This is a genomic window from Arthrobacter sp. zg-Y895, from assembly GCF_020731025.1.
Classification (GTDB): Bacteria; Actinomycetota; Actinomycetes; order Actinomycetales; family Micrococcaceae; genus Arthrobacter_B.
The window spans coordinates 319,280-343,243 of record NZ_JAJFZY010000001.1 but is presented as its reverse complement, the minus strand read 5'-3'; the positions used below and the strand labels follow the sequence as shown (position 1 = coordinate 343,243).

Annotated in this window: 22 protein-coding genes; 18 read left to right on the top strand and 4 right to left on the bottom strand. The window is 63.3% G+C overall.

All coding sequences use genetic code 11. The features are described from left to right. The first annotated feature begins 77 nt into the window (after positions 1 to 77). Positions 78 to 1,295 carry a pyridoxal phosphate-dependent aminotransferase gene (locus tag LJ760_RS01530; RefSeq protein ID WP_227918526.1) on the top strand — a complete coding sequence of 406 codons (1,218 nt, stop codon included), beginning with the start codon at positions 78 to 80 and terminating at the stop codon, positions 1,293 to 1,295. Between the two features lie 101 nt (positions 1,296 to 1,396). Here the strand turns inward: LJ760_RS01530 and LJ760_RS01525 are convergent, their stop codons facing one another. Then, complete coding sequence (locus LJ760_RS01525) at positions 1,397 to 1,633, bottom strand: exodeoxyribonuclease VII small subunit (protein ID WP_227918525.1); 237 nt, start codon at positions 1,631 to 1,633, stop codon at positions 1,397 to 1,399. Positions 1,634 to 1,688: 55 nt separating this feature from the next. Then, positions 1,689 to 2,957, bottom strand: coding sequence for an exodeoxyribonuclease VII large subunit (gene xseA / locus LJ760_RS01520; protein ID WP_227918524.1), 1,269 nt, complete (start codon positions 2,955 to 2,957; stop codon positions 1,689 to 1,691). A gap of 146 nt (positions 2,958 to 3,103) precedes the next feature. Here xseA and LJ760_RS01515 point away from each other — a divergent pair, with 146 nt between their 5' ends. From LJ760_RS01515 to LJ760_RS01485, 7 genes are all read left to right on the top strand, one after another. After that, positions 3,104 to 3,931, top strand: coding sequence for a hypothetical protein (locus LJ760_RS01515; protein ID WP_227918523.1), 828 nt, complete (start codon positions 3,104 to 3,106; stop codon positions 3,929 to 3,931). Between the two features lie 67 nt (positions 3,932 to 3,998). Then, positions 3,999 to 5,084: a 4-hydroxy-3-methylbut-2-enyl diphosphate reductase gene (locus tag LJ760_RS01510; RefSeq protein WP_227918520.1), complete on the top strand. Its 1,086-nt coding sequence runs from the start codon at positions 3,999 to 4,001 to the stop codon at positions 5,082 to 5,084. A gap of 21 nt (positions 5,085 to 5,105) precedes the next feature. After that, entirely contained in the window at positions 5,106 to 6,191 is a 1,086-nt protein-coding gene (ychF, locus tag LJ760_RS01505) for a redox-regulated ATPase YchF (protein ID WP_227918517.1), read from the top strand. Positions 6,192 to 6,715: 524 nt separating this feature from the next. Next, positions 6,716 to 7,192: a hypothetical protein gene (locus tag LJ760_RS01500; RefSeq protein WP_227918514.1), complete on the top strand. Its 477-nt coding sequence runs from the start codon at positions 6,716 to 6,718 to the stop codon at positions 7,190 to 7,192. A gap of 18 nt (positions 7,193 to 7,210) precedes the next feature. Next, the gene (locus LJ760_RS01495) at positions 7,211 to 8,335 is read left to right on the top strand and encodes an SPFH domain-containing protein (protein WP_227918512.1); all 1,125 of its coding nucleotides are present in this window, start codon (positions 7,211 to 7,213) and stop codon (positions 8,333 to 8,335) included. Positions 8,336 to 8,994: 659 nt separating this feature from the next. Continuing rightward, a complete protein-coding gene (locus LJ760_RS01490) occupies positions 8,995 to 9,546 on the top strand; it encodes a hypothetical protein (RefSeq protein ID WP_227918510.1) in 552 nt (183 codons plus the stop codon). A 203-nt stretch (positions 9,547 to 9,749) separates the two neighbouring features. Then, positions 9,750 to 10,544 (top strand): hypothetical protein, encoded by a 795-nt coding sequence (locus LJ760_RS01485; protein WP_227918508.1) that lies wholly within the window; start codon positions 9,750 to 9,752, stop codon positions 10,542 to 10,544. A gap of 206 nt (positions 10,545 to 10,750) precedes the next feature. Here the strand turns inward: LJ760_RS01485 and LJ760_RS01480 are convergent, their stop codons facing one another. Beyond that, a complete protein-coding gene (locus LJ760_RS01480) occupies positions 10,751 to 11,317 on the bottom strand; it encodes a TetR/AcrR family transcriptional regulator (protein ID WP_227918506.1) in 567 nt (188 codons plus the stop codon). A gap of 88 nt (positions 11,318 to 11,405) precedes the next feature. Between LJ760_RS01480 and LJ760_RS01475 the strand changes: the two genes are divergently transcribed. The 4 genes from LJ760_RS01475 (at position 11,406) to LJ760_RS01460 (ending at position 14,609) form a co-directional block, all read left to right on the top strand. Beyond that, positions 11,406 to 12,419 (top strand): hypothetical protein, encoded by a 1,014-nt coding sequence (locus tag LJ760_RS01475; protein ID WP_227918501.1) that lies wholly within the window; start codon positions 11,406 to 11,408, stop codon positions 12,417 to 12,419. A gap of 35 nt (positions 12,420 to 12,454) precedes the next feature. Continuing rightward, entirely contained in the window at positions 12,455 to 12,985 is a 531-nt protein-coding gene (locus tag LJ760_RS01470; protein ID WP_227918500.1) for a putative immunity protein, read from the top strand. Further along, on the top strand, positions 12,978 to 13,508 hold the full coding sequence (locus LJ760_RS01465; RefSeq protein WP_227918499.1) for a GNAT family N-acetyltransferase: 531 nt from the start codon (positions 12,978 to 12,980) through the stop codon (positions 13,506 to 13,508). The genes LJ760_RS01470 and LJ760_RS01465 overlap by 8 nt, the downstream gene beginning before the upstream one ends. A 93-nt stretch (positions 13,509 to 13,601) precedes the next feature. Continuing rightward, a complete protein-coding gene (locus tag LJ760_RS01460; protein ID WP_227918498.1) occupies positions 13,602 to 14,609 on the top strand; it encodes an HNH endonuclease in 1,008 nt (335 codons plus the stop codon). A gap of 83 nt (positions 14,610 to 14,692) precedes the next feature. Here the strand turns inward: LJ760_RS01460 and LJ760_RS01455 are convergent, their stop codons facing one another. Continuing rightward, on the bottom strand, positions 14,693 to 15,304 hold the full coding sequence (locus LJ760_RS01455) for an NAD(P)-dependent oxidoreductase (RefSeq protein ID WP_227918497.1): 612 nt from the start codon (positions 15,302 to 15,304) through the stop codon (positions 14,693 to 14,695). A gap of 112 nt (positions 15,305 to 15,416) precedes the next feature. Between LJ760_RS01455 and LJ760_RS01450 the strand changes: the two genes are divergently transcribed. The 6 genes from LJ760_RS01450 (at position 15,417) to typA (ending at position 23,954) form a co-directional block, all read left to right on the top strand. Beyond that, complete coding sequence (locus tag LJ760_RS01450) at positions 15,417 to 16,019, top strand: hypothetical protein (RefSeq protein WP_227918495.1); 603 nt, start codon at positions 15,417 to 15,419, stop codon at positions 16,017 to 16,019. A 326-nt stretch (positions 16,020 to 16,345) separates the two neighbouring features. Continuing rightward, positions 16,346 to 17,998 carry a peptide ABC transporter substrate-binding protein gene (locus LJ760_RS01445; protein ID WP_227918493.1) on the top strand — a complete coding sequence of 551 codons (1,653 nt, stop codon included), beginning with the start codon at positions 16,346 to 16,348 and terminating at the stop codon, positions 17,996 to 17,998. A 132-nt stretch (positions 17,999 to 18,130) separates the two neighbouring features. After that, a complete protein-coding gene (locus LJ760_RS01440; RefSeq protein WP_227918490.1) occupies positions 18,131 to 19,057 on the top strand; it encodes an ABC transporter permease in 927 nt (308 codons plus the stop codon). Next, complete coding sequence (locus LJ760_RS01435; protein ID WP_227918488.1) at positions 19,050 to 20,003, top strand: ABC transporter permease; 954 nt, start codon at positions 19,050 to 19,052, stop codon at positions 20,001 to 20,003. The genes LJ760_RS01440 and LJ760_RS01435 overlap by 8 nt, the downstream gene beginning before the upstream one ends. Beyond that, the gene (locus tag LJ760_RS01430; protein WP_227918486.1) at positions 20,000 to 21,694 is read left to right on the top strand and encodes an ABC transporter ATP-binding protein; all 1,695 of its coding nucleotides are present in this window, start codon (positions 20,000 to 20,002) and stop codon (positions 21,692 to 21,694) included. The genes LJ760_RS01435 and LJ760_RS01430 overlap by 4 nt, the downstream gene beginning before the upstream one ends. Before the next feature lie 337 nt (positions 21,695 to 22,031). Next, a complete protein-coding gene (typA, locus tag LJ760_RS01425) occupies positions 22,032 to 23,954 on the top strand; it encodes a translational GTPase TypA (protein WP_227918483.1) in 1,923 nt (640 codons plus the stop codon). Positions 23,955 to 23,964 lie beyond the last annotated feature (10 nt).

Genomic DNA, 23,964 nt, shown 5'->3' with positions numbered 1-23,964 from the left:
GGCCCGGGCCCGGGGGGGCGGGGGGCGCCACTCCACACACCCCCCCCCCCCCCCCCCGCCTGTGGCATCCTAAAGAAATGGCAGAATTCAAGCAGTCGCATAAACTCCACAACGTCCTGTATGACATCCGTGGACCGTTGCTCGAGCACGCGCAGCGGATGGAAGCAGCAGGCCACCGGATCCTCAAGCTGAACATCGGCAATCCCGCGCCGTTCGGCTTCGAAGCGCCGGAAGCGATCCTGGTCGACATGATGCGGCACCTGCCCAAGGCCCAGGGCTACAGCGATTCCCGCGGCATTTTCTCCGCCCGCACCGCAGTGGTGCAGTACTACCAGGGCCGCGGGATCAACAACATCGACGTCGACGACGTGTACCTGGGCAACGGGGTCAGCGAACTGATCACGCTCTCGATGCAGGCGCTGCTGAACAACGGCGACGAGATCCTTGTCCCCGCCCCGGACTATCCGCTGTGGACCGCTTCGGTCTCGCTGGCCGGCGGCACGGCGGTGCACTACCTGTGCGACGAATCCGAGCACTGGTGGCCGGACGTGGAGGACCTTGCCTCCAAGATCACCGACCGGACCAAGGGCATTGTCCTGATCAACCCCAACAACCCCACCGGCGCCGTGTACCCGGAGCATGTGGTGAAGTCGATCGTGGACCTGGCCCGCAAGCACGGCCTGATCATCTTCTCGGACGAAATCTACGAAAAGATCCTGTACGACGACGCCGTGCACGTGAACTCGGCGACGGTCACCGGCGACGACGTCCTCTGCCTGACGTTCAGTGGCCTGTCCAAGGCCTACCGGATAGCCGGCTACCGCAGCGGCTGGATGGCCATCTCCGGTCCGAAGCAGGACGCGGCGGACTACATCGAAGGCATCAACCTCCTGGCGAACATGCGCCTGTGCGCGAATGTTCCGGCACAGCACGCCATCCAGACCGCGCTCGGCGGGTACCAGAGCATCAACGACCTGATCCTCCCCGGCGGACGGCTGCGCGCCCAGCGCGACAAGGCGCACCAGATGCTCAACGACATCCCCGGCGTCACCTGTGAGCTGGCGCAGGGCGCCCTGTACCTGTTCCCGCGCCTTGACCCGGAGGTTTATCCGATCAAGGACGACGAACAGTTCGCCCTGGACCTGCTGAAGCAGCAGAAGATCCTGGTGTCCGTGGGCACGGCGTTCAACTGGGTGCGGCCGGACCATTTCCGGATGGTGACCCTGCCCAACGTCGAGGACATCGAAGACGCCATGACGCGGCTGGGCGAGTTCCTGAGCAGCTACAAGCCGTAGGGGCCGGGGCCGGGGCAGGGCTGGGACAGCCCGCTGCTGCTTCCTCGGTCGTTCCTCGCTCGGCGATGGGGGTAGGGCGGGATGTCCCAGCCCCGCCCGCCTTACTCGCCGGTTGCCTGGCTGCGGGCCGCGTCCAGGCGCTGGCGGGCGCCCTCGAGCCAGGATTCGCAGCGGTTGGCCAGGTGCTCGCCGCGCTCCCACAGGGCCAGGGATTCCTCCAGGCTGGCGCCGCCGGTTTCGAGTCGTCCCACAACGGTCAGGAGCTCGTCGCGGGCCTGCTCGTAGCTCATGGCCTCGATGTCTGCGGGTACTGCGGGTACTGCCGGTGTTTCACTCATGTCTTGTCCTTTACGGGCTTGCTGGGTTGGTAAATGGGGGCAGCGGGGACGCTGGCTACCGGGTTCCTTCGGTGGCGGTCAGTTCACCGACGGCAACGCGGATCCGCAGCTGTGCGGCTGCCGGCACCGTGCCGGCGTCGCGCACTACGGAGCCGTCCTGCAACTGGACCACCGCGTAACCGCGGTCCAGGGTGTTCTGCGGGGAAAGCGCGCGGACCTGGGCGCGCAGGTGCCCGATCCGGTCCGCGTCCCGGCGGACCTCCGCGGTGACGGCGGACATGGCCCGGGAGCGCAGCCGGGAGATCTCTTCCTGGCGCCGCTCCACCATGGACTGCGGCGCGGCCAGGGCGGGACGGGACCGGATGTGGTTCAACCGGTCCGTTTCCCTGCCCACCAGGGTGTTGAGGACCCGGCGCAGCTGTTGACGGGACTGGCGGATCCGAGCCAGCTCCTCGCCGACATCCGGTACCACCCGCTTCGCGGCGTCGGTGGGCGTGGAGGCGCGCAGGTCGGCCACGTCGTCGAGCAGGGGACGGTCCGCTTCATGGCCGATGGCGCTGACCACCGGAGTGGATGCTGCCGATACCGCGCGGACCAGGTCCTCATGGCTGAAGGCCAGCAGGTCTTCCAGCGAGCCGCCGCCGCGGGCAATGATGATGACATCCACTTCGGGCATGGCGTCGAGTTCGGCGAGCGCGCGGCTCACTTCGGCCACGGCGTTCACGCCCTGGACCGCCACCTCGCGAACCTCGAACTCGACGGCTGGCCAGCGCAGTGCGGCGTTGCGCATCACGTCCTTCATGGCATCGGAGTTCCGTCCGGTGATCAGGCCGATCCGGCCAGGCAGCAGCGGCAGGGGCAGCTTGCGGTCCTCCCGGAAGAGGCCTTCCGCGGCCAGGGCATGCCGCAGCCGTTCAATCCGTGCCAGGAGGTCGCCCAGCCCCACCGGCCGGATGTCGCGGGTCTGCATGGACAGCCGTCCGGTCTTGACCCAGAAGTCCGGCTTCACCAGGGCCACCACCCGCGCACCGCGCTCCAGCGGCAGCTCCAGCCGGTTCATGACCGTGCTCCACGCGGTCAGGGAGAGCGACACCTCGGCGTCGACGTCGCGCAGGGTGATGTAGGAGGCGTTGGCCCGGCGGTTCAACTCGATCACCTGGCCCTCCACCCAGGTGGCGGGGGCGCGGTCAATGTAGCTCTTGAGGTTCTTCGAGAGCAGTGCCAGCGGCCAGGGGTTCTCCGGGGTCGTCTGCGCGGCAGTGGCGGGCAGCGTGGACTGCTCCGGGGTATTCTCGGGACTCAACGGTCCGCTGTCGTCTTGCATGAAGATGCTCCCGCGGTGGATTGGAACTGGCTCTCGGGCCGGCGGAGGAACCGGCCCAGGCTTAATGTCTATCAGGTGCTTCCCCCGGTCCGGTTCCGCCGGCCGTCCTCAACGCCCGCGGATCCCAACGGACAAGGAATTTCTTTATGCGCACATTCGTCTCGGCCGTCTTCGGCCTGCTCGCCGTCCTGCTTACAGCGGCGGCCTTCTGCGGGGCGTGGCTGAATACGAACGTGGTCTCGGAAAACGGCTTTGCCGCCCTCGGCGAACCGCTGGCCCGGGACGAGGCCTTCCAGCGCGAACTCGCTACGGCTCTGTCCGCGGAGGCCGTCGGGGCGGTGGACGTGCCTGCTCCGCTGGCCTCTGTGGTGGAGCCGCTGATCACCTCGGCCGTGGAACAGGTCCAGACACTGCCGGAATACCCCGAGGCGTGGAGCGAAACGCTGCGCCGCTCGCATGCGCTCACCTTCGGGGACGCCGCGGAGGGGACGGGAGCGGCGCTGACGCTCGACGTCGCACCCCTGGTCTCGCTAGTCACGGGCAGCGTGGGAAACGAGCTGTCCGTGGATGTCCCGGCCGTGGAGCAGGTACCCGTGGAAATCGGCGGCGCCGGGCACGCGGAGCTGATGCGAAACGCCGAGCGGGCAGGCGAGGCCTGGCCCGTGCTGGCGCTCGCCGCCGCCGTCGCCGGTCTCCTGGCGCTGCTCGCCGCACGACGCCGGTCCACCACCTTTGCTCTGATCGGCCTGGGTGTGGCGCTCGCCGGGGGAGTGCTGTGGCTGGGAGCGGGGAGGCTGCCGGGCCAGGTCTCCGCCCAGCAGCTCAGCAGTCCCGTGGCGTCCGCGTTTGCCGAGGCCTTTGCCGGGGAGGCAGCGGCAAGCCTGCACACGTGGACCATCGGCCTGATGCTGGCCGGAGCCGCCGCGTTCGTGGCCGGGATGCTGGCACGGGCACTGAGGGGCTCCCGGCGGTAGCTCCGCTGTGAGCGTACCCACGGTCTGCGGGGACGGGAACCCATAGCCCACCCGATAGCATGGGTGCATGACCAGCACAGTTATCTCCGTGCCTATGCCCACCGTGCCCCGGCGGCGCCGCACCCCCGAGGAAGTGGCAGCTGCGGCTCCCGTTTTCGGTCCGCGACGCGTGCTGCTGGCTGCACCGCGGGGCTACTGCGCGGGAGTGGACCGGGCTGTCATCGCCGTCGAAAAGGCGCTGGAAGCCTACGGGCCGCCGGTGTACGTCCGGAAGCAGATTGTCCACAACCTCCACGTGGTCACCACTTTGGAGGAAAAGGGTGCGATCTTCGTGGATGAGACCGACGAGGTCCCGGAAGGCGCGCGGCTGATCTTCTCCGCGCACGGCGTCTCACCCGCCGTCGTCCAGTCCGCCAAGGACCGGAACCTGCAGACCATCGACGCCACCTGCCCGCTGGTCACCAAGGTGCACCGCGAAGCCGTCCGGTTTGCCCGCGATGACTTCGACATCCTGCTGATCGGCCACGAAGGCCACGAAGAGGTCGAGGGCACCTACGGCGAAGCGCCGGAACACATGCAGATCGTCAACGGTCCCGAAGACGTGGACAAGGTCACCGTCCGGGACCCGGACAAGGTCATCTGGCTCTCCCAGACCACGCTGAGCGTGGATGAAGCCATGCACACCGTCAACCTGCTGCGCGAACGCTTCCCCTCCCTGCAGGACCCGCCCAGCGACGACATTTGCTACGCAACCTCCAACCGCCAGGCAGCCATCAAGAAGATCGCGCCGGAAGCGGACCTGGTGCTGGTGGTGGGTTCGGCGAACTCCTCCAACTCCGTCCGGCTGGTGGAGGTGGCGCTGGAGTACGGCGCCAAGGCCTCCTACCGCGTGGACTTTGCCAACGAGGTGGATGAAAGCTGGTTCGAGGGCGTGGCCACGGTCGGCGTCACGTCCGGTGCCTCCGTTCCCGAAAACCTGGTCCAGGACGTGCTGCACCTGCTGTCCCAGTACGGCTACGGCGACGTCGAAGAGGTAGTGACGGCCGAAGAGGACATCATCTTCTCCCTGCCGAAGGAAATCCGCGCCACCCTGAAGGCCATGGGGGACTCCTCGCACGGCCTGGGCGGCCGCCGTCGTGCGGACGAGTCCTAGCGCCCGGTATCATTTACTAACGTGGCTCTTACTATTGGCATCGTCGGCCTGCCCAACGTCGGCAAATCAACCCTGTTCAATGCGCTGACCCGCAACAACGTGCTGGCGGCGAACTATCCGTTCGCCACCATCGAACCGAACGTCGGCGTCGTGTCCCTTCCCGATCCGCGGCTGGCCAAGCTGGCCGAAATCCACGGTTCGGCGCGCATCCTTCCGGCAACGGTGTCCTTCGTGGACATCGCCGGGATCGTCAAGGGCGCTTCCGAGGGTGAAGGGCTGGGCAACCAGTTCCTCGCCAACATCCGCGAAGCCGAAGCCATTGCCCAGGTTATCCGCGTGTTCGATGACCCCGACGTCATCCACGTGGACGGCAAGGTGGACCCGCGTTCGGACATGGAAACCATCAACACCGAACTGATCCTGGCTGACCTGCAGACGCTGGAAAAGGCGATTCCGCGAGTGGAGAAGGAAGTCAAGATCAAGAAGCGCGACGCCGCGCAGCTGGCCGCCATGCAGGCAGCCCAGGCTGTGCTGGAACGCGGCGACACGATCTTCTCCTCCGTGGCCAGCGACAAGCTGGACATGGAGCACCTGCGCGAGCTGAGCCTGCTCACCGCCAAGCCGTTCATCTACGTGTTCAACGTCGACGACGCCGTGCTGGGCAACCCGGACCGCCAAGCTGAGCTGCGCGAACTGGTGGCACCGGCAGACGCAATCTTCCTCGACGCCAAGCTCGAAGCCGACCTGGTGGAGCTGGACGAAGAAGAAGCCCGCGAAATGCTGGAAATGAACGGCCAGGAAGAATCCGGCCTGGACCAGCTCGCACGCGTCGGCTTCCACACCCTCGGCCTGCAGACCTACCTGACTGCCGGCCCCAAGGAAACCCGCGCCTGGACCATCCGCAAGGGCGACACCGCCCCGCAGGCTGCCGGCGTCATCCACTCCGATTTCCAGCGCGGCTTCATCAAGGCCGAAGTTGTGTCCTTCGACGACCTGGTCGACGCCGGCTCCATGGCCGAGGCCAAGTCCCGCGGCAAGGTCCGCATCGAAGGCAAGGACTACGTTATGGTCGACGGCGACGTGGTGGAGTTTAGGTTTAATGTATAAATTCTTCGCCTAAAGCATTGAGAAAGCCGCCCTCACGGAAACGTCGAGGGCGGCTTTTCTTGTACCCGAATCGATAGCTATATAGCCATATGACCCTTTGGAGCAGAACGGGAGCAGTGCACTCTATTGTTGAGGCGTCCGCGTCTGGCTTGGGGAGCCGGGGCATCGAGGATGGCTGGCGCCCCAAGCCAGGGAATTGGTCCGGCGATGAGCGAGTCGAGGACGACATTTCAGAGGAGGCAACGTACCGAAAGAGGTCCCGGGGGATGAGCCCGCCGTCCGGCGGCCTCCCGGTTGGTGATAGTGCGATGAAGCAGAAAGAGGTAATGCACGAACTGCCCCTCGGGTGACTCTATGCTGGGGTGGAGGACTGCCAGCTTGCCAGGGTGGGCCAACAGCATCATTGTTTACGGCCCATACAGGAGAGATCAGTGGCGGGATACAATCTTCAGCCCAACGAGTCGTTTGTGCATAGGTATGAGGGGGTGCTCCACGGTGGATTCTTGGCGGTTTACACTGACGAGTTGATCCTCACCAGTCAGAACCTTGTGCTCATCAAGAAGGGCACTTTCGGCAACAAAAAGGGATTTAAGGTCTTCCCACTCCGCGAGATCAAGATTTTCCAAGGTCAAGCTCAGGCGCTTCTCGGCAAGCGGAACGGCTCGCCAGCCTTAGACGTGTATTTCCACAATGGCACGGAACACTTCGGCTTCCCGAACAAGAAAGAAGCCACCTTCTGGTCGAAGAAGATCAACGAGGTTATTACTGGCGCCCCGGCTGCCTCGCTCAACTCTTCGGGAGCGGAGAAGGTTGCAGGGGTCATGAAAGACACGGTGGACGCCTTCAAGGATGCCTTTGGATTCAAGTCCAAGGGTGAGATCGCCGCCGCTGCCGCAGCTGTGCCTGTCGCGGGTGATTGCGGTTCCTGCGGCGCACCAGTCTCAGGCGTCCGGGGGCAAGCCATCGTCTGTAGCTATTGCGACACTGCTATCCGACTCTGAACCGAAGGTGACACTGCAATGAGCATCATTCAAGCATTTACAGGCGCACTAACTGGCACCTTCGCTGACCAGTGGAAGGACATCATCACCGCTGGCCACTTCGACGAGCGTACGGCAATAGTTCCGGGCGTCCTTAAGCAGACAAACAACGGTCGAGGTACGAATTACAAGGGGTCAATGGGGGTCATCTCCAACGGTTCCAAAATATTCGTTCCCGAAAATACTGCCGCCTTCATTTTCAGTCAGGCCGGCATCGAGGCCATTATTACTCAGAGCGGTGGCTACGAGTACCAGAACGGCCAGAGCAGCGTCTTTAACGGCGAAGGTGTCATGGAGTCGTTTGTTAGCCAGATAGCCGGCCGCGTTGGCTTCGGAGGACAGGCTTCAGATCAGAAGCATATTGCCTTCGTTAACCTTCGGGAGATTCGAGGTATCAAGTTCGGCACTCGAGGACCGCTCGTTTATAACGACCTGTTCTATGGCACGGATTTGGAGATCACGGCATTCGGCACCTTCTCACTGCGGATCGTCAACGTGGAAACGTTCATCAGGAGCTTCGTGCCTGCCAACGTTTTCCACTACAGCTTCAACACCCCGGAGGCCCGTCAGCAGCTCGTCTCTGAGTTCATCCAGTCCTTCACGGTAGCGCTGAACTCGCTGTCATCGACGTTCCGCATTTCACAGCTACCCTCTCAGGCTCACACGATCGCCGCCCAAGTCTCGGCTGGCAGCCTTGGTGCACGGAGCTGGGCTGAGCGCTTCGGCATCGAAGTAGTCAATGTGGGCATCGAGAACATCGACTTCACTCCCGAAGCGCGGGCCCTGGTCAAGCAGTACTCGACGAACGTGATGAACCTCAAGGCCTACGAAAAGGTCTCACAGCAGTCCTCGAACATTTCTGCACAGCAGAAGATTGCTCAGGGTGTGCTAGCACACGGACTCGGCGATGGCGGCGGGACGATTTTTGGCATGAACCTCGCACATGGCATGAACACTCAGACAGGGGCACAGGCAAGTCAGACAACCATGCTGTCCTTCGATGAGCAGATCGAGGCTGTGAAGAAGATGAAAGAGCTGATGGACGCAGGGCTTCTCTCGGAGGGGGAGTTCGCAGCAAAAAAGCGGGAGATCATGGGGCTGTAGCCCGCCTCGTCCGACGACTGCGGTTCCGCTTAGGCAGAGGCGCGGATGTCAGCGATTTGAGACGCCGACGATGGTTCCTGCAGCAGACCCAGATATTTCTGTCGCACGTTGTCAAGCGCCGGCAGTCAGGGTCGCGCGAGCGGCACGTTGTCGTTCTCTAGTATTGCCAGCGCTGCCCGCAGCAGCCTGTCGGAATTAGTGAGCTAGGCGTCCTGTAGCGCGACGACCTGCGCGGGGGAGAGGTCTGGGAACGTGCTGTGATCGGGCCGTGAGGCTAGCCTCGATCATATCTCTGATACTCCTGGTTGTGAGGTTATTCGGCTTCGGAACGTGGTGGAGTTCCGGTTTAATGTATAGGTTTTTCGTCTGAAACAATAAGAATGCCGCCCTCGCCGGAAACGCTGAGGGCGGCATTTTTTGTAACCGGGGTCGATAGGTTTACGCTGACCTATCCGGGCAGAACTCCTTGGTCCAGAAGTGCGTTGGGCAGGCCGGATACTTGGACAAGAGAACAGAATCCCTGAAAGACACAGCCTGGGCGATCATGGGACTACCGGAGAAGATCACCGAGTATGCCCAGTTGGGGCCGGCTGAGCGGCAGAAGGCCTTACTGGAAGGAATGAACAGTGCCCGCCTTTAGGACACATATGAGGATGTTCATGGCCGCGGCTGCTGTGCTCCTGATGGGAATGACAATGACCGGATGCGCTGAGGAGAAGACGACGCCGGAGATCAGTGCCAGGGAAGGGCGGGACCGGGTGGTGGAACTCGTGTTCAATACCGCCGAACAGTTGGACGTCACCGGGTGGTGGCCCCGCAACGGGTCAGCGGGGGCGCAGGAATGCACCCCTGAAAGCAGCCATGGACGGGAGGACGCCACTGCCAGTTACAGCTATGACCGCTGGGCCCCCCGTGGAACTGACCATATTGGGGATGCCAAGCGCGTCGCCGAGTATTGGGAGTCCCTTGGCATGAGCGTACGCACGGTAAATCCGACAACGCACCCGACTGTCTTCGCCGAGGGCGGTCCCGTCCTTAGGGCTGTATTCAATACCTATGCAGCGGACGAGTCGTACAGTATTAGCGCTATTGCCCCCTGCTCGCCGGGCGACGCTTGGACCTTGAATGAGGAGGACAGTGCCGAGCGGGATCAAGGCAAAGTCCTCCCCGGAGACGAAGGCCTCGTGCTTCAGGGACAGCCTCCGCAGTGACTCCACGAAGCAATCCCAGCCTGCCCGGCGCTGAGCGCTGGCCGTCCGTCGGACAGTTCTCATTGGGTGTTTTCCCAATAACCATTCCCCAGTGAGTAGCGGTTGTGTGGGCACTGGACTTGCCGACTGCTGCGCAGACTTTATTCGGCTACGGAACGCGGTCTAATCGTTGGCTAGTAGAGGCCGACTATTACATTGGGGGTATGAGAACTGTCCGCGAGGTCCTGGGACCGGAGTGCCGCAAACCGTTTATCTCTCTGGTCTGGGAAGGCCGGAAGGAATCTGCGCTGGAGGTTTCCCGCCGGCTGGCCCCAACCATGTCTCTCATCTCCGACGGATACCCCGCAGGATCTGTGGACTGGTATCTGCCCACGGACGAGAATGGCAGGGGATCGATTCCTGTCCCGGAGGATCCGGGGTCCTTGGAAAGTGTCGTTGAAGAGACATTCACAAGTACGTCGGGGGGCGATTTCGCCCGCCCGAGTACCTACCTCTTCCTGTACGAGGATCCAGCGCAGCGGATGAACCCGTTGGCGAGTATCAGCGTAGCTGCGGGATTTACGAGGGATAACGAGGTCACAGTCGACCTTCCGGAAGATTTTCCACTGGGCCCGCCGTCGGCCGCTGCCCGCCTGTTCCTGGACCTGGTGCGGATCTGGCAGCCTGACTCAGCAAGCTTCATGACCGTATCGGCCATCCGGGCGAGTATGGGTAAGGGGTACGTTTCGCATGCGGCCTATCTGGCCTGGACCTCAGCGAAGGCCCACGAGCAGGTTCCCGCTGTCTCGGGTGAGTACGTGATCCCGTTCGGTGAGGGACAGCTGTTTGTGGCCAGGGAATGGACTCTTCCGGGCATCGTGGCACTGCACGATGAACTGGGCCCCGAGGAACTCGGAGGGCCGAAGGTACAGGACCCGCCGAGTTTTCCGGATGGTTACCCTACGGAGTTGGACGGGCTGGATAGTGAGATTCTCTGGGGCAGCGAATCCCAGGGCTGAATCCAGACGTGCGCACGCGAGAATAGCCGCAACGGCTGCACCAAGCGGGCACGATCAGTACGTCCTCACTGGATATGACCGGTTGTCTGGTCGTAAGGTTATTCGACTACGGAACGTGGTGGACTTTAGGTTTAACTTCTAGTCGTGCTCCGAAAAAGCGCTTCCCGGATTTCGATTCGGGAAGCGCTTTTTGTTTTCAGGCCACCCTACGAAGCCCGGCTCCACAGCAGGTACGCATGGGCCAGCTGCGCCTGCACCTCCGGCGCCGCCTCACGGATGGGAGAGATCTGCGGCCGCGTGATCGTCGCCACCGCAACGATCACGTCCAGCGCGGTGAGCTCCTGCCGTACCGCACCGCGCCGCTTGAGCTCGGCGAGCACCTCGTCAAGGGCGTCAACGGCCGGGCGTTGCACCAGAGCCAGGGGAGTGGCGTTCAAATCGCTGGCAGCACCAGCCTGGAGCGCAAGGCCGTCGGTCAGCGCACCCAGCTCCATGGACATCAGCTGCGATAAAAGCCGCTCCCATGACGCTGCAGCATTCGTTTCAAGCCCGGCCCGGGCCGTGTTTGCCGCTTCCAGGATGCCCTCGACAGTGTCCTGAACCACGGCCCGGACCAGATCTTCGCGGGAGGGGAAATTGCGGTACAAGGTTGCGATGCCCACTCCGCTCGCCGCAGCTACGGCCTCCAGGGCAACGTCGCCGCCCCGCTCGGCAAAAAGGTGCCTGGCATGGTTGATGATTGCTTCTCTTCGCCGCGCAGCGTCAGCCCTCATCCCGGCTCCCTTCAAATTGACCTTCAGTCTAAACCGGAGGAATATCATCCGTAGAAGCGGAGGAAGTGCCTCCGCAAACGAAGGATCCATGACAGCTCAAGCGCCGGCAACCGGCTCCCATCGAAAGCACGCCGCCATCTGGGCGGGCCTGACCGTCGGTCTCTCGGTCATTCTGCTGGCCCTTCTGATGCTCTTCATCTCACCCTCGCTCCTTTCCGGACCGCGGGACCTGGGCCTGGGCGTAGTCGGGGCGCAGGAGAAGGCCGAGACGGTCTCGGAAACCCTGGAGTCCCAGTCACCGGGCGCCTTCGTTGTCCAGGCCTATGAAAGTGCCGACGACCTGGAGCAGGGAATCCGGGACCGGGACATCGTCGGCGGCTTCGACTTCTCCGATCCGCAAGACATGCAGGTGTACGTAGCGAGCGCCGGCTCAACCGCAGTGTCCGGGACCGTCAGCAACGTCGGCGCCACGATGGCGGGCAGCACGGGGCAGACCGCCGAGATTGTGGACGTGGTTCCGCTTCCCGCCGGCGACCCGACGGGCGTGGGCATTGGAGGTCTGGCCTTCCCCCTGGTCTTCGGCGGTATTGTGCCCGCCGTGGCGTTCCGCTCCATGCTGTCCGGGAAACGCTGGTGGATCTTCGCCGGGCTCACCGGTTTTTCGGTCGCCGGAGGGTTCGTCGTCGCCGTCGTCCTGAAGTACCTGTTCGGCAGTATCGAGGGTCCGCTGGTCCCGGTTGCGGCCAGTGTTGCGCTGGGCATTGCAGCACTGGCCCTGCCCCTGGCCGGCCTCAATGAGTGTTTTGGCACGAAGGGCTTCACCATCGCCGCCATGTCCATGATGTTTGTGGGCAATCCCTTTGCCGGCATCTCCACCAGCGCCCAGTGGCTTCCCGGCGGGGTTGCGATGATCGGCCAGCTCCTTCCTCCCGGGGCTGCCGGCACCCTCGTCCGCGCCGTGGCCTATTTCGACGGCGCCGGCGGAGGCGCTGCGGCCCTGACCCTGGGCGTTTGGGTCTTGGCGGGGATCGTGCTGTGGTTTAGCGGCCCCCGCATCGCGGCCGCCAAGGCTCAGAAAGAGGCAGCGCTCCCGACGGCCTGAGTCGGTCCGCAAGCCGGTGTGGCATCATCTTTCAGATGGCCTCACCCCAGACCCTCAGCGATCCGAACCGGCGCGTCATCGCGCGCTGGGCGGCAGCATGTGCTGAGCGTGTCCTGCCGCTCTACAAAGCAGACGAAACCGCGGAAGGAACAGCCCGGGATGCTCTCGCCCGCACCCGCGCCTACAGCGCAGGATCAGGCACCGCCGCAGAGGAAATCAGCAAGCGGCTCATCGTCGTAAAAACCGCGAATGCCGCGACGACGCCGGCCGGCGCTGCAGCAGCCCGCGCCGTCGCCCAGGCAGCCGCGGTCGCCCACATGGGCGCCCATGCTTTGGGCGCGGCCGCCTACGCGGCGAAGGCAGTCTCGCTCTCGAATCCGGATGAGCCGGAGGCGGTCCGGCAGGAGATCCGGTGGCAGCTGGCCAACCTGAGCGACGGCGAGCGAGCCGTGCTGCGGTTGCTGCCGCCCGTAGGTACTGACGCCCACGGTCCACTGGGCGAGGGGCTGCTGTTCCGCGGCATTCTGGGAGCGACGATCCGCGAGATTCAGGCCGAAATTGCCTAGCCACGATCGTCAGGGTGGCGGTGCCGGCTCCACAGCACAGGGAGAAGTTCGAGCCACGTCCTGGACTGCAGCCCGGGACCACCCCGTTCCCGACGACGTCGCCCGCCTGCTCGCCACCGTGCCCGAATGGTTCGGGCAGCCGGACTCGAATGCCGAGTACATCGACGCTGCCCGAACCAAGGAAACCTGGACCGTGCGCGACGCCGGCGGTTCCGTCGTCGGAGTCACCCTGGTCGACCGGCACTTTCCGCATGTGGCCGAGATTCACCTGACAGTGGTCGACCGCGCGGCTCACGGCTCCGGCGCAGGGACCGCAATGCTGGCTGCGATCGAGGCCGACGCGATTCTCCGCGGGGTGCGCCTCCTTGAGGTGAAGACGCTCGGTCCGTCCCATCCGGATGCAGGCTACGCGCGAACTCGACACTTCTATGAGAAGTGGGGATTCCTGCCCCTGGAGGAGACGGATCTCTGGGGAGAAGCCACGCCGTGCCTGATCATGGTGAAGCCGCTGTCGGGCATGTAATTGGTTAGAAGCCGGAAGAATCAGGTGACGGCAACGTGTAATCGGTGGCATTAACGGTTATTCTCGACTCGACTCATTGAAGGGAGAACGCCGTTGCCGCAGATTGCCGCGATCGTAGCCGTAATTCTCGTTCTGGCGTTCGTACTGGAGTATTGGTACGTCATCCTGCCGATTGTGCTAGCTGTTTCGGCTTGTGCGATTGCACCGCGAGTAATTCGCCATATCCGCAAAAATCGCTACTTTTCGAGCGAGGAGTTTCTGGCACGCAAATCTGAGATTGCGTCACTGGTCACCGAGCACAACGAAATCGCGGCGTACACCGCCGAGATTCGCGGTCGTGGCGCGTTCCAGCTCGGTGTCTCATCTACGGGTGCCCATGCACATCTTGCATCATTTGAGAACACGAGCAATCACAACTATCGCAGGGACCGCAATGTAGCCGCCTACCAAGCGCCAAATGTGCACAACTGCTCGCTGCAAGTCGTCCGTAACGCTAGCGTTGAGCCCATCAAATACTTGATGAAGTACTTCAACATCAAAGCGAACGAGACGAATCTTGTTGATGTGGAGACACTCGGTGACGAGATTGCCCGACTCGAAAATGCAGTGAATAACCTTCAGCAGCGCGAAGTGAGCATCACTGAATCATTCGCCCCGCCTGCGTTTATCTTGCAGCACTACGCGGCCGAATTCATGGAGCACGTAGGAATCGAACTCTCACCGATCAGCGTTCCGTATCCTGTGTATGCCTTCGAGTACGTCAGTGCTGGTGGGAACAGCTCACAGAGAGCAACCGTCACATTGGATTCCAAGACGATTGACACGCTCGTAGAGACGCTTTCACAAAGGATCCGATTCGCTAAAAGTGCTGCCGGACAACGCGCCCTTATGACGGCGAAGCTCCGGAACTTCATCAAGGAGCGAGACAAGCACACTTGTCAGTATTGTTCAGTCTCGATCGACGCGGAGCCCCATCTCCTTCTCGAGGTGGATCACGTCATACCAGTCTCCAAAGGCGGGCTGTCGGCACCGGAGAATCTCCAGACTCTGTGCTGGCGATGCAACCGGACCAAATCGAACAAGGTCCTACCTGTCTTATAGGGGGGCGGGTACAGGCATGCGAATGGGCCCGGTGTACGGACCCCAAGAAAGGTGGGCGGCGTTAAACGCCTGGCTCCGGTGCCCTAGCTGCTGACGCCCAGGGCCTTGCCGACAGTGGAATCGTCCGTGAGGAGGCCGAGCATGCAGGCGGCAAGGTCGGCCCGTGGAATGGAGCCCTTGAGTTTGCCGTTGTCCGTCGTCTCGAGTATCTGCCAGGTGCCGGACGGTTCCTTGCCCGTCAGGCCGGTGGGTCGGAGGATGGTCCAATCCAGGCCGGAGCTCGAGACGGCGAACTCCTGGGCATCGTGATCCGCCAAGGCTTTTGCAAGCACGATCCGGGTAATCAGTCCCAGCGGCCCGGGAAGCTGGGACGCCGAGTCTCCTGCGCCCAGCGAAGACTGCACCACAAGCCGTCGTACGCCTTCTGCTCGCATCGCGCCGATAACGGTCCGGGTAACGGCGTCGCGCTGATGATGGACGCCCTTTGCCCCTCCCACGGTCACTACGACGGCGTCGGCCCCCGCAACTGCGCGGGCCGCTGCATCCGGGTCAGTTGCGTTTCCAGTGACGTTCCGGACACCTTCGGGCGCGGTACCGCTGCGCGAGAGCACCGTGACCTCATGTCCGGCCGCCTGGGCGAGGGAAGCCAGCTGCGCGCCGGTGCCTTGGGACCCGCCGATAATGGTGATTCTCATACAGCCCAATTTACCCCGCGGGTGAGCTGCCCTTCGCCCGCATCAGCGGCAGGGTGGAAACGGTTCGGCGCGCCGTGGAACCCCCAGCAAACGGCCCCGCTACATTGGCCCGATGACTCCGGAAGAACACCGCTTCAACGCCCTTGCCCTCATGTTCGCCAACCTCCAGCGCCTGATGGTTTTCCATAACGCAGTCGCAATGAGCCAAGGCAAGGAGCTGGACCCTGACCTGCGCACAGAGCTCACCACGCAGCTCGATCTGGTCGGCGAGGCCATCCAACGTGCCAGCGAGACCAAAGCCGTCAGCGAGCCCGACGTCGAGGCCATGCGCCCGGTGGTCCAGTACCTCGCCAGGGAGATCCGCTCCTATTACGCGACCGAGCTCGGGAGTGATCTGGGCAAGCAGGCAGCCTTCGGTGCCGCGGCGGTCTATGCAGCTGGATATCTCGACGACGGGACTATCCAGATGGGCCGCGTCTTCGGCCATCCGGAGTGGGTTGACCGCACACTGCAGAACAAACCAGTTCTCATCACTCTGCGGAACCAGGCAAACGCCGCCGTCGCATCCGCGGCCAGGCACGAGTTCTCCGCCGAAGTCCGCGGTTACATCGGCCATCACGTCAGCGTTGCGCTTGGCAACCGGGAGCAGGCCCTGGCCCAGGTGGACGGGCTGCCGGAGATGCTGGCCGGACGGGATGCGCGCCAGCCTCAATAGCGTCGCGACCGGCGTGCCCGGCCTAAGTGGGGCGCACGGGATTTTCGCCGCCGAACAGGCAATGTGACATGTCATTGCATGTAATACAGCCTCCGTATGCCAAATCGTTACCAGACGGTGTGGGCCGGTCTTTTCCCTTGTCATCAGGGCCTTTGCTGCAGCGTGATCCACGCCACGGTGTCCACGCGGGCGCCACATGCCGGACTTGGTTACCTGACGGCAACAAAGTGGGCTTATGCTTTTGGCTTTGTGAGTCGGTTCACCATTTGGCAGAGCCGCAACGCCGGCGTCATCATCGCCGGCACCGAATAGAACTAGGAGGCGGAATGCGCGTCACACGCACTTCCAAAATGCTGAGCGTAGCGGCACTTGCCGCACTTACGCTGAGCGCCTGCGGTGGGGGATCCGACGAATCGGCCGAAGGCTCGGGTGAGACCGAAGGCAGCAACAACGCCGTGATCATCACCGCTAACGGCACCGAACCGCAGAACCCGCTGATGCCGGTCAACACCAACGAAGTTGGCGGCGGACGCATCATGGACCTGCTCTTCGAAGGCCTGGTCAGCTACGACGCTGACGGCAATACGGTCAACGAACTCGCCGAGTCCATCGAGACCGAAGATTCCCAGACCTACACCATCAAGGTGAAGGCGGACCAGAAGTTCACCAACGGCGAGGCCATCACGGCCAAGTCCTTCGTTGACGCCTGGAACTTCGGTGCAGCCGCCAAGAATGCCCAGCTGAACTCGTACTTCTTCGAGAGCATCGAAGGCTACGACGAAGTCAGTGCAGAAGGTGCCACGGCCGACACCATGAGCGGACTGGCCGTGGTGGATGACACCACGTTCACCGTCAAGCTCAGCCAGCCGGAATCCGACTTCCCGCAGCGACTTGGCTACACCGCCTTCTTCCCGCTGCCCGCCGGTGCACTGGAAGATCCCGCCGCGTTCGGCGAGAATCCGGTCGGCAACGGACCGTACAAGCTGGCCGGCGACGACGCCTGGCAGCATGAGATCCAGATCGACCTGGTCGCCAACCCGGATTACACCGGAACCCGCGTACCGCAGAACGGCGGAGTAACCTTCAAGTTCTACTCCTCCTTCGACGCAGCCTACGCAGACCTGCAGTCGAACGAGCTGGACATCCTCGACACCATTCCCAACATGGCGTTGAAGACGTTCAAGACCGATCTGGGCGAGGGCCGCTTCTCCGAAAAGGCGTATGCAGGCAACCAGACCATCACGATCCCCGGCTACCTGCCGGAGTTCTCGGGCGAAGCCGGAGAGCTGCGCCGCCAGGCCATCTCCATGGCCATCGACCGGGACGAAATCACCGAGGTTGTCTTCTCGGGATCCCGTGAACCGGCCACTGAATTCACCGCTCCGGTGATCGAGGGCTACAACGACAGCATCCCCGGCAACGAGGTGCTCGAGTTCGACCCCAAGAAGGCCAAGGAACTCTGGGAAGAAGCCGAGAAGGTTTCACCCTGGCCCGCCGACCAGGCCTTCACCATCGGCTACAACGCCGACGCCAACCACAAGGAATGGGTTGACGCCGTAGCCAACGGTCTCAAGAACAACCTTGGTATCCAGGCCGAAGGCAAGCCCTACGCAACGTTCAAGGAACTGCGCGCAGACGCTACCGCCAAGACCTTGTCCGGTGCCATCCGCACCGGCTGGCAGGCTGACTACCCGTCCCTGAACAACTTCCTCGGCCCGCTGTACGGCACCGGGGCAGGTTCCAACGACGGCGAATACTCGAGTGAAGAGTTCGACAAGCTCCTGGGCGAAGGCCTTGCCGCTTCCACCCCGGAAGACGGAGCCGAAATCTTCAACCAGGCCCAGGAAGTCCTGCTGAAGGACCTCCCCGTCATCCCGCTGTGGTACCAGGTTGCACAGTCCGGCTGGAGTGAAAACGTGGACAACGTTGAAACCGGCTGGAACGGCGTCCCTGTGTACTACAACGTCACGGCCAAGTAGCAGTATCTAGACCGACCGATCGGGGCCCGGCCAGAAGGCCGGGCCCCGGTTTGTATTCGGGTTCTATCAAGAACAGGCATACGAAAAAATGCGGAACTTCATTCCCCCACAGCAGCCAGGAGGACACCCCTAATGGCCGGCTACGTCATTCGACGCTTCCTCCAAATGATCCCCGTTTTCTTCGGGGCAACCTTCCTCGTTTACTTCCTGGTGTTCTCCCTGCCGGGAGACCCCATCGCCGCGCTGTTCGGCGACAAGCCGGTCAATGAGGCCGTTGCCGCCCAGCTGCGCAGCCAGTACAACCTGGACCAGCCCTTCATCGTCCAGTACCTGCTGTACCTGAAGAACCTGGTCACTTTTAACCTGGGGGTCGACTTCTCCGGCCGCGAGGTTTCGGCCGTCTTGGCTCAAGCCTTCCCGGTGACCATGCGCCTCGCCGTGCTGGCCCTGCTTTTCGAAGCGGTCTTCGGTATTGCGTTCGGCCTCATGGCCGGCCTGAAGAAGGGCAAGATCTTCGACAGCACCGTCCTGGTTGTCTCCCTGATCGTGATCGCGATCCCGGTGTTCGTGCTCGGCTTCCTGCTGCAGTTCCTGGTGGGCGTCAAGCTCCAATGGACCAGCCCAACAGTTGGCGGCGACGCCAGCTGGGCGGACCTGATACTGCCGGCAGTGGTGCTGGGCCTGGCATCCTTCGCCTACGTCCTGCGCCTGACGCGCACCTCGGTCATCGAGAACATGAACGCCGACTACGTCCGCACCGCCACCGCCAAGGGGCTTTCCCGGCCGCGCGTGGTCACCGTGCACATCCTGCGCAACTCCCTGATTCCCGTGGTGACCTTCCTCGGGGCGGACCTGGGCGCACTGATGGGCGGCGCCATCGTCACCGAAGGCATCTTTAACGTCCCCGGAGTGGGACAGCGACTTTACCAGTCAGTCATCAGGGGAGAGGGACCGACGATCGTGTCGATCGTGAGTGTCCTCGTCTTCGTCTACGTCATCGCCAACCTCCTGGTAGACCTCCTGTACGCCTGGCTTGATCCGAGGATCCGTTATGCATAAAGACACCACAAACATCGAGCACTACGTCGCTCCGCTGGAGGAAACCCCTCTGGCCGCGACCGACAGCGTCAAGGACGACGTCCAGCCGCTGAGCCTCTGGGGGGAGGCCTGGCGCAACCTGCGCACCCAGCCGCTGTTCATCATTTCCGCACTGCTTATCCTGCTGATCCTGACGGTCGCGGCTTTCCCGGGCCTGTTCACGAATGCGTCACCGGATGAAAACTGCCTGCTGGCCAACTCCAACGGTGCGCCCTCGGCGGGGCACCCGCTGGGCTTCACCTTCCAGGGCTGCGACGTTTACGCCCGCGTTATCTACGGCACACGCGCGTCCCTGATGGTGGGAGTGCTGACCACACTGGCAGTCGTGATCATCGGCGGCATCGCGGGAGCACTGGCCGGCTACTACGGCGGATGGCTCGATGCCATCCTCGCCCGGGTCGGCGATATCTTCTTCGCCCTGCCGCTGATCCTCGGCGCCATCATCATCATGCAGCTGCCGACCTTCCGCGAGAACCGCACGGTCATGACGGTGGTCTTCACGCTGCTGATCTTCGGATGGCCCCAGGTAGCCCGCATCACCCGCAGCGCCGTGATCTCGGTCCGCAACGCGGACTTCGTGGTGGCGTCCCGCTCCCTCGGCGTTTCGCGGTTCTCGGCACTGGTGAAGCACGTTATTCCCAACTCCACTGCTCCCGTGATCGTGATCGCCACCATCTCGCTGGGCACGTTCATCGTTGCGGAAGCCACGCTGTCCTTCCTGGGCATCGGGCTCCCGCCGGGCATCATGTCCTGGGGCAATGACATCTCGGCCGCCCAGTCTTCGTTGCGGTCCAACCCCTCAACGCTGCTCTGGCCTGCGGCCGCCCTCTCCATCACCGTGCTGAGCTTCATCATGCTCGGCGACGCGGTCCGTGATGCTCTTGATCCGAAGGCGCGCAAACGATGACCATCAATACACAAAACGAGGCTGTGAAGCCCCTGCTGGAAGTCCGCGACCTGGCAATCACCTTTGCCACCGCAAACGGCGACGTCGAAGCAGTCCGTGACGCACACCTGACGATCATGCCCGGCGAAACCGTGGCCATCGTGGGCGAGTCCGGCTCCGGCAAGTCGACGACGGCGCTGGCGGCCATTGGCCTGCTGCCCGGCAACGGCAGGGTCAGCGCAGGCCAGATCCTCTTTGACGGCGAGGACATTTCCAATGCCAGCGCCAAGCGGATCCAGGAGCTGCGCGGCAACTCGATCGGCATGGTTCCGCAGGATCCGATGTCCAACCTGAACCCCGTGTGGAAGATCGGTTTCCAGGTCAAGGAAACCCTGCGCGCCAACGGGCTGCCCCACTCCTCGGCGGACATCGCCAAGGTCCTGGAGCAGGCCGGCCTGCCGGATGCGGCAAGCCGCGCCAAGCAATACCCGCACGAGTTCTCCGGCGGCATGCGCCAGCGTGCACTGATTGCCATTGGCCTGTCCTGCCGGCCCCGACTGCTCATCGCCGATGAGCCGACGTCGGCGCTGGATGTCACCGTCCAGCGCCAGATCCTGGACCACCTGGGCACCCTCACGGAGGAACTGGGCACCGCGGTGCTGCTGATCACGCACGACCTCGGCCTGGCCGCGGAACGCGCCCAGAAGGTCGTTGTGATGTACAAGGGACGCGTGGTGGAATCCGGGCCGGCCCTGGAAATCCTTACCAACCCCCGCCACCCCTACACGCGTAAGCTCGTGGAATCGGCGCCCTCGCTGGCCTCCAAGCGCATCGACTCTGCGAAGAGCCGCGGCCTGGAGAGCGCAGACCTGCTCACCTCCGAAGACGATGCCAAGCTGAAGGCTGCGGATAACGTCATTGAGGTGAAGGACCTGACGAAGGTCTTCAAGCTCCGCAGCGGGCTCGGCAAGTCGACGGATTTCACCGCCGTGGATAACGTCTCCTTCGATATCAAGCGCGGCACCACCACCGCCGTCGTGGGCGAGTCCGGCTCGGGCAAGTCCACAGTGGCCCGCATGGTGCTGAACCTGGAGACGCCCACCAGCGGCTCCATCCTGTTCAACGGGGTGGATATGACCACGCTGAACAGCAAGCGGATGTTCGAGTTCCGCCGCCGGGTACAGCCGATCTTCCAGGATCCGTACGGTTCCCTGGACCCGATGTACAACATCTTCCGCACCATCGAAGAGCCGCTTCGGGTGCACAAGATCGGCACGTCCAAGAGCCGCGAGGCCAAGGTGCGCGAGCTCCTTGACCAGGTGGCCCTGCCGTCGTCGGTGATGCGCCGCTTCCCGAACGAGCTCTCCGGCGGCCAGCGCCAGCGCGTGGCCATTGCGCGGGCCCTGGCGCTGGATCCCGAGGTGGTCATCTGCGACGAAGCGGTTTCGGCGCTGGACGTCCTGGTCCAGGCCCAGATCCTGAACCTGCTGGCGGACCTGCAGTCGGAGCTGGGACTGAGCTACCTGTTCATCACGCATGACCTCGCGGTGGTCCGGCAGATCGCGGACTTCGTCTGCGTGATGGAAAAGGGCAAGCTCGTGGAGACCGGCACCACGGACGACGTGTTTGACGCCCCGCAGCAGGCCTACACGCAGGCACTGCTGGCGGCCATCCCGGGCTCACGCCTGGAACTGCCGCCCGAAGTCGCCTAGCGGCCTGGCAGCACATGCACTGAAGGCGGGGAACCGGACAGGTTCCCCGCCTTCAGTGTGTCCGGCACGGCCCCGGTTCTGCGCCTGCCCCAGGCCCTGCCCGCGCCCCGAAGCCGCGCTGTCCGGTCCGCCCCTCAAAGGCACGCATTAGGGATCGTATGGTATTGCGACTAGAATGTTAGCGTGCCCGCTGACGGCGGGGCCTTCGGTGGATTCTGACTGGTGATTGAGCAAGCGATTGAATCAGCATTCGTACAGAACAGCCGGAAACGCCGGTACCCATCCGGCCGAAAAAGATACACCCCGAACTGATCTCCTATGAATTGAGTCCTCACGCATGTCAGAAACCAACACGGCTGTAAATACCGCAGTACGAAGCGATCTCCGCAACGTTGCGATTGTGGCCCACGTTGACCACGGTAAGACGACTCTCGTCGACGCCATGCTGAAGCAGACGAACTCGTTTGCCGCCCACGGAGACGTGGAAGACCGCGTGATGGACTCCGGTGACCTGGAGCGCGAAAAGGGCATCACCATCCTGGCCAAGAACACCACCGTGTTCTACAACGGTCCGGCCGCCAAGGGCGAAACCATCACCATCAACGTCATCGACACCCCCGGCCACGCCGACTTCGGCGGCGAGGTCGAGCGCGGCCTGTCCATGGTCGACGGCGTTGTGCTGCTTGTTGACGCTTCCGAAGGCCCGCTGCCCCAGACCCGCTTCGTGCTGCGCAAGGCGCTGGCCGCGAAGCTGCCGGTAGTCCTCCTGGTCAACAAGACCGACCGTCCCGATGCCCGGATCGACGAAGTCGTCAGCGAGTCCATGGACCTGCTGCTCGGCCTGGCCTCCGACCTCGCCGACGAAGTTCCGGACCTTGACCTTGACCTGGTCCTGAACGTCCCCGTTGTCTACGCCGCCGCCCGCGTCGGTGCAGCTTCCCTGGAGCAGCCGGCCGACGGCTCAGCCCCTGCGAATGACAACCTGGAACCGCTCTTCCAGACGATCATCGACCACATCCCGGCTCCCACGTACGACCCCGAGGGTGTCCTCCAGGCGCACGTCACCAACCTGGACGCCTCCCCGTTCCTCGGCCGCCTGGCCCTGCTGCGCATCTTCAACGGCACCCTGCGCAAGGGCCAGACCGTTGCCTGGGCGCGCCAGGACGGCACCATGAAGACCGTCAAGATCACCGAACTGCTGGCCACCAAGGCACTGGACCGGGTTCCGACCGAATCCGCCGGACCGGGCGAGATCGTTGCTGTCGCCGGTATCGAGGACATCACCATCGGTGAGACCCTGACCGACGTCGACAACCCCAAGCCGCTGCCGCTGATCACCGTGGATGATCCCGCGATCTCCATGACCATCGGTATCAACACCTCGCCGCTGGCCGGCCGGGTCAAGGGCGCCAAGGTTACGGCCCGCCAGGTCAAGGACCGCCTCGACAAGGAACTGATCGGCAACGTGTCGCTGAAGGTCCTTCCGACCGAGCGTCCGGATGCCTGGGAAGTCCAGGGCCGCGGCGAGCTCGCCCTGGCCATCCTGGTGGAGCAGATGCGCCGCGAAGGCTTCGAGCTGACCGTCGGCAAGCCGCAGGTAGTCACCAAGATTGTCGACGGCAAGGTCAACGAGCCGATGGAACACATGACCATCGACGTACCCGAGGAATACCTGGGCGCCGTCACGCAGCTGATGGCCGCCCGCAAGGGCCGGATGGTCAACATGTCCAACCACGGCACCGGCTGGGTCCGCATGGAATTCATCGTTCCCGCCCGTGGCCTGATCGGCTTCCGCACCAAGTTCCTCACGGAAACCCACGGTGCAGGCATCTCCTCGTCCATCGCCGAGGGCTACGAGCCCTGGGCCGGTCCGATCGAGTACCGCACCAACGGTTCGCTGATCTCCGACCGCTCCGGCGTCGTCACCCCGTTCGCGATGATCAAGCTGCAGGAACGCGGCTCCTTCTTCGTGGAGCCCACCTCCGAGGTTTACGAGGGCATGATCGTCGGCGAGAACTCCCGCGCCGATGACATGGACGTGAACATCACCAAGGAAAAGCAGCTCACCAACATGCGTGCCGCTTCCTCGGATACCTTCGAGAACCTGACCCCGCCGCGGAAGCTCACCTTGGAAGAGTCGCTCGAATTCGCCCGTGAGGACGAATGCGTGGAGGTCACTCCGGAGTCCATCCGCATCCGCAAGCTGGTCCTGAACGCGAACGACCGTGCCAAGGCCAACCGCGCCCGCGCCAAGGCCTAGTCATTTCCAC

Coding starts and splice junctions, on each gene's coding strand:
- LJ760_RS01470 (WP_227918500.1), top strand. CDS start 12,455: ATGGCCTCACCCCAGACCCTCAGCGATCCGAACCGGCGCGTCATCGCG.
- LJ760_RS01450 (WP_227918495.1), top strand. CDS start 15,417: ATGACTCCGGAAGAACACCGCTTCAACGCCCTTGCCCTCATGTTCGCC.
- LJ760_RS01430 (WP_227918486.1), top strand. CDS start 20,000: ATGACCATCAATACACAAAACGAGGCTGTGAAGCCCCTGCTGGAAGTC.
- LJ760_RS01455 (WP_227918497.1), bottom strand. CDS start 15,304: ATGAGAATCACCATTATCGGCGGGTCCCAAGGCACCGGCGCGCAGCTG.
- LJ760_RS01445 (WP_227918493.1), top strand. CDS start 16,346: ATGCGCGTCACACGCACTTCCAAAATGCTGAGCGTAGCGGCACTTGCC.
- xseA (WP_227918524.1), bottom strand. CDS start 2,957: ATGCAAGACGACAGCGGACCGTTGAGTCCCGAGAATACCCCGGAGCAG.
- LJ760_RS01525 (WP_227918525.1), bottom strand. CDS start 1,633: ATGAGTGAAACACCGGCAGTACCCGCAGTACCCGCAGACATCGAGGCC.
- LJ760_RS01485 (WP_227918508.1), top strand. CDS start 9,750: ATGAGAACTGTCCGCGAGGTCCTGGGACCGGAGTGCCGCAAACCGTTT.
- LJ760_RS01475 (WP_227918501.1), top strand. CDS start 11,406: ATGACAGCTCAAGCGCCGGCAACCGGCTCCCATCGAAAGCACGCCGCC.
- LJ760_RS01515 (WP_227918523.1), top strand. CDS start 3,104: ATGCGCACATTCGTCTCGGCCGTCTTCGGCCTGCTCGCCGTCCTGCTT.
- LJ760_RS01510 (WP_227918520.1), top strand. CDS start 3,999: ATGACCAGCACAGTTATCTCCGTGCCTATGCCCACCGTGCCCCGGCGG.
- LJ760_RS01435 (WP_227918488.1), top strand. CDS start 19,050: ATGCATAAAGACACCACAAACATCGAGCACTACGTCGCTCCGCTGGAG.
- typA (WP_227918483.1), top strand. CDS start 22,032: ATGTCAGAAACCAACACGGCTGTAAATACCGCAGTACGAAGCGATCTC.
- LJ760_RS01495 (WP_227918512.1), top strand. CDS start 7,211: ATGAGCATCATTCAAGCATTTACAGGCGCACTAACTGGCACCTTCGCT.
- LJ760_RS01480 (WP_227918506.1), bottom strand. CDS start 11,317: ATGAGGGCTGACGCTGCGCGGCGAAGAGAAGCAATCATCAACCATGCC.
- LJ760_RS01530 (WP_227918526.1), top strand. CDS start 78: ATGGCAGAATTCAAGCAGTCGCATAAACTCCACAACGTCCTGTATGAC.
- LJ760_RS01440 (WP_227918490.1), top strand. CDS start 18,131: ATGGCCGGCTACGTCATTCGACGCTTCCTCCAAATGATCCCCGTTTTC.
- LJ760_RS01490 (WP_227918510.1), top strand. CDS start 8,995: ATGGCCGCGGCTGCTGTGCTCCTGATGGGAATGACAATGACCGGATGC.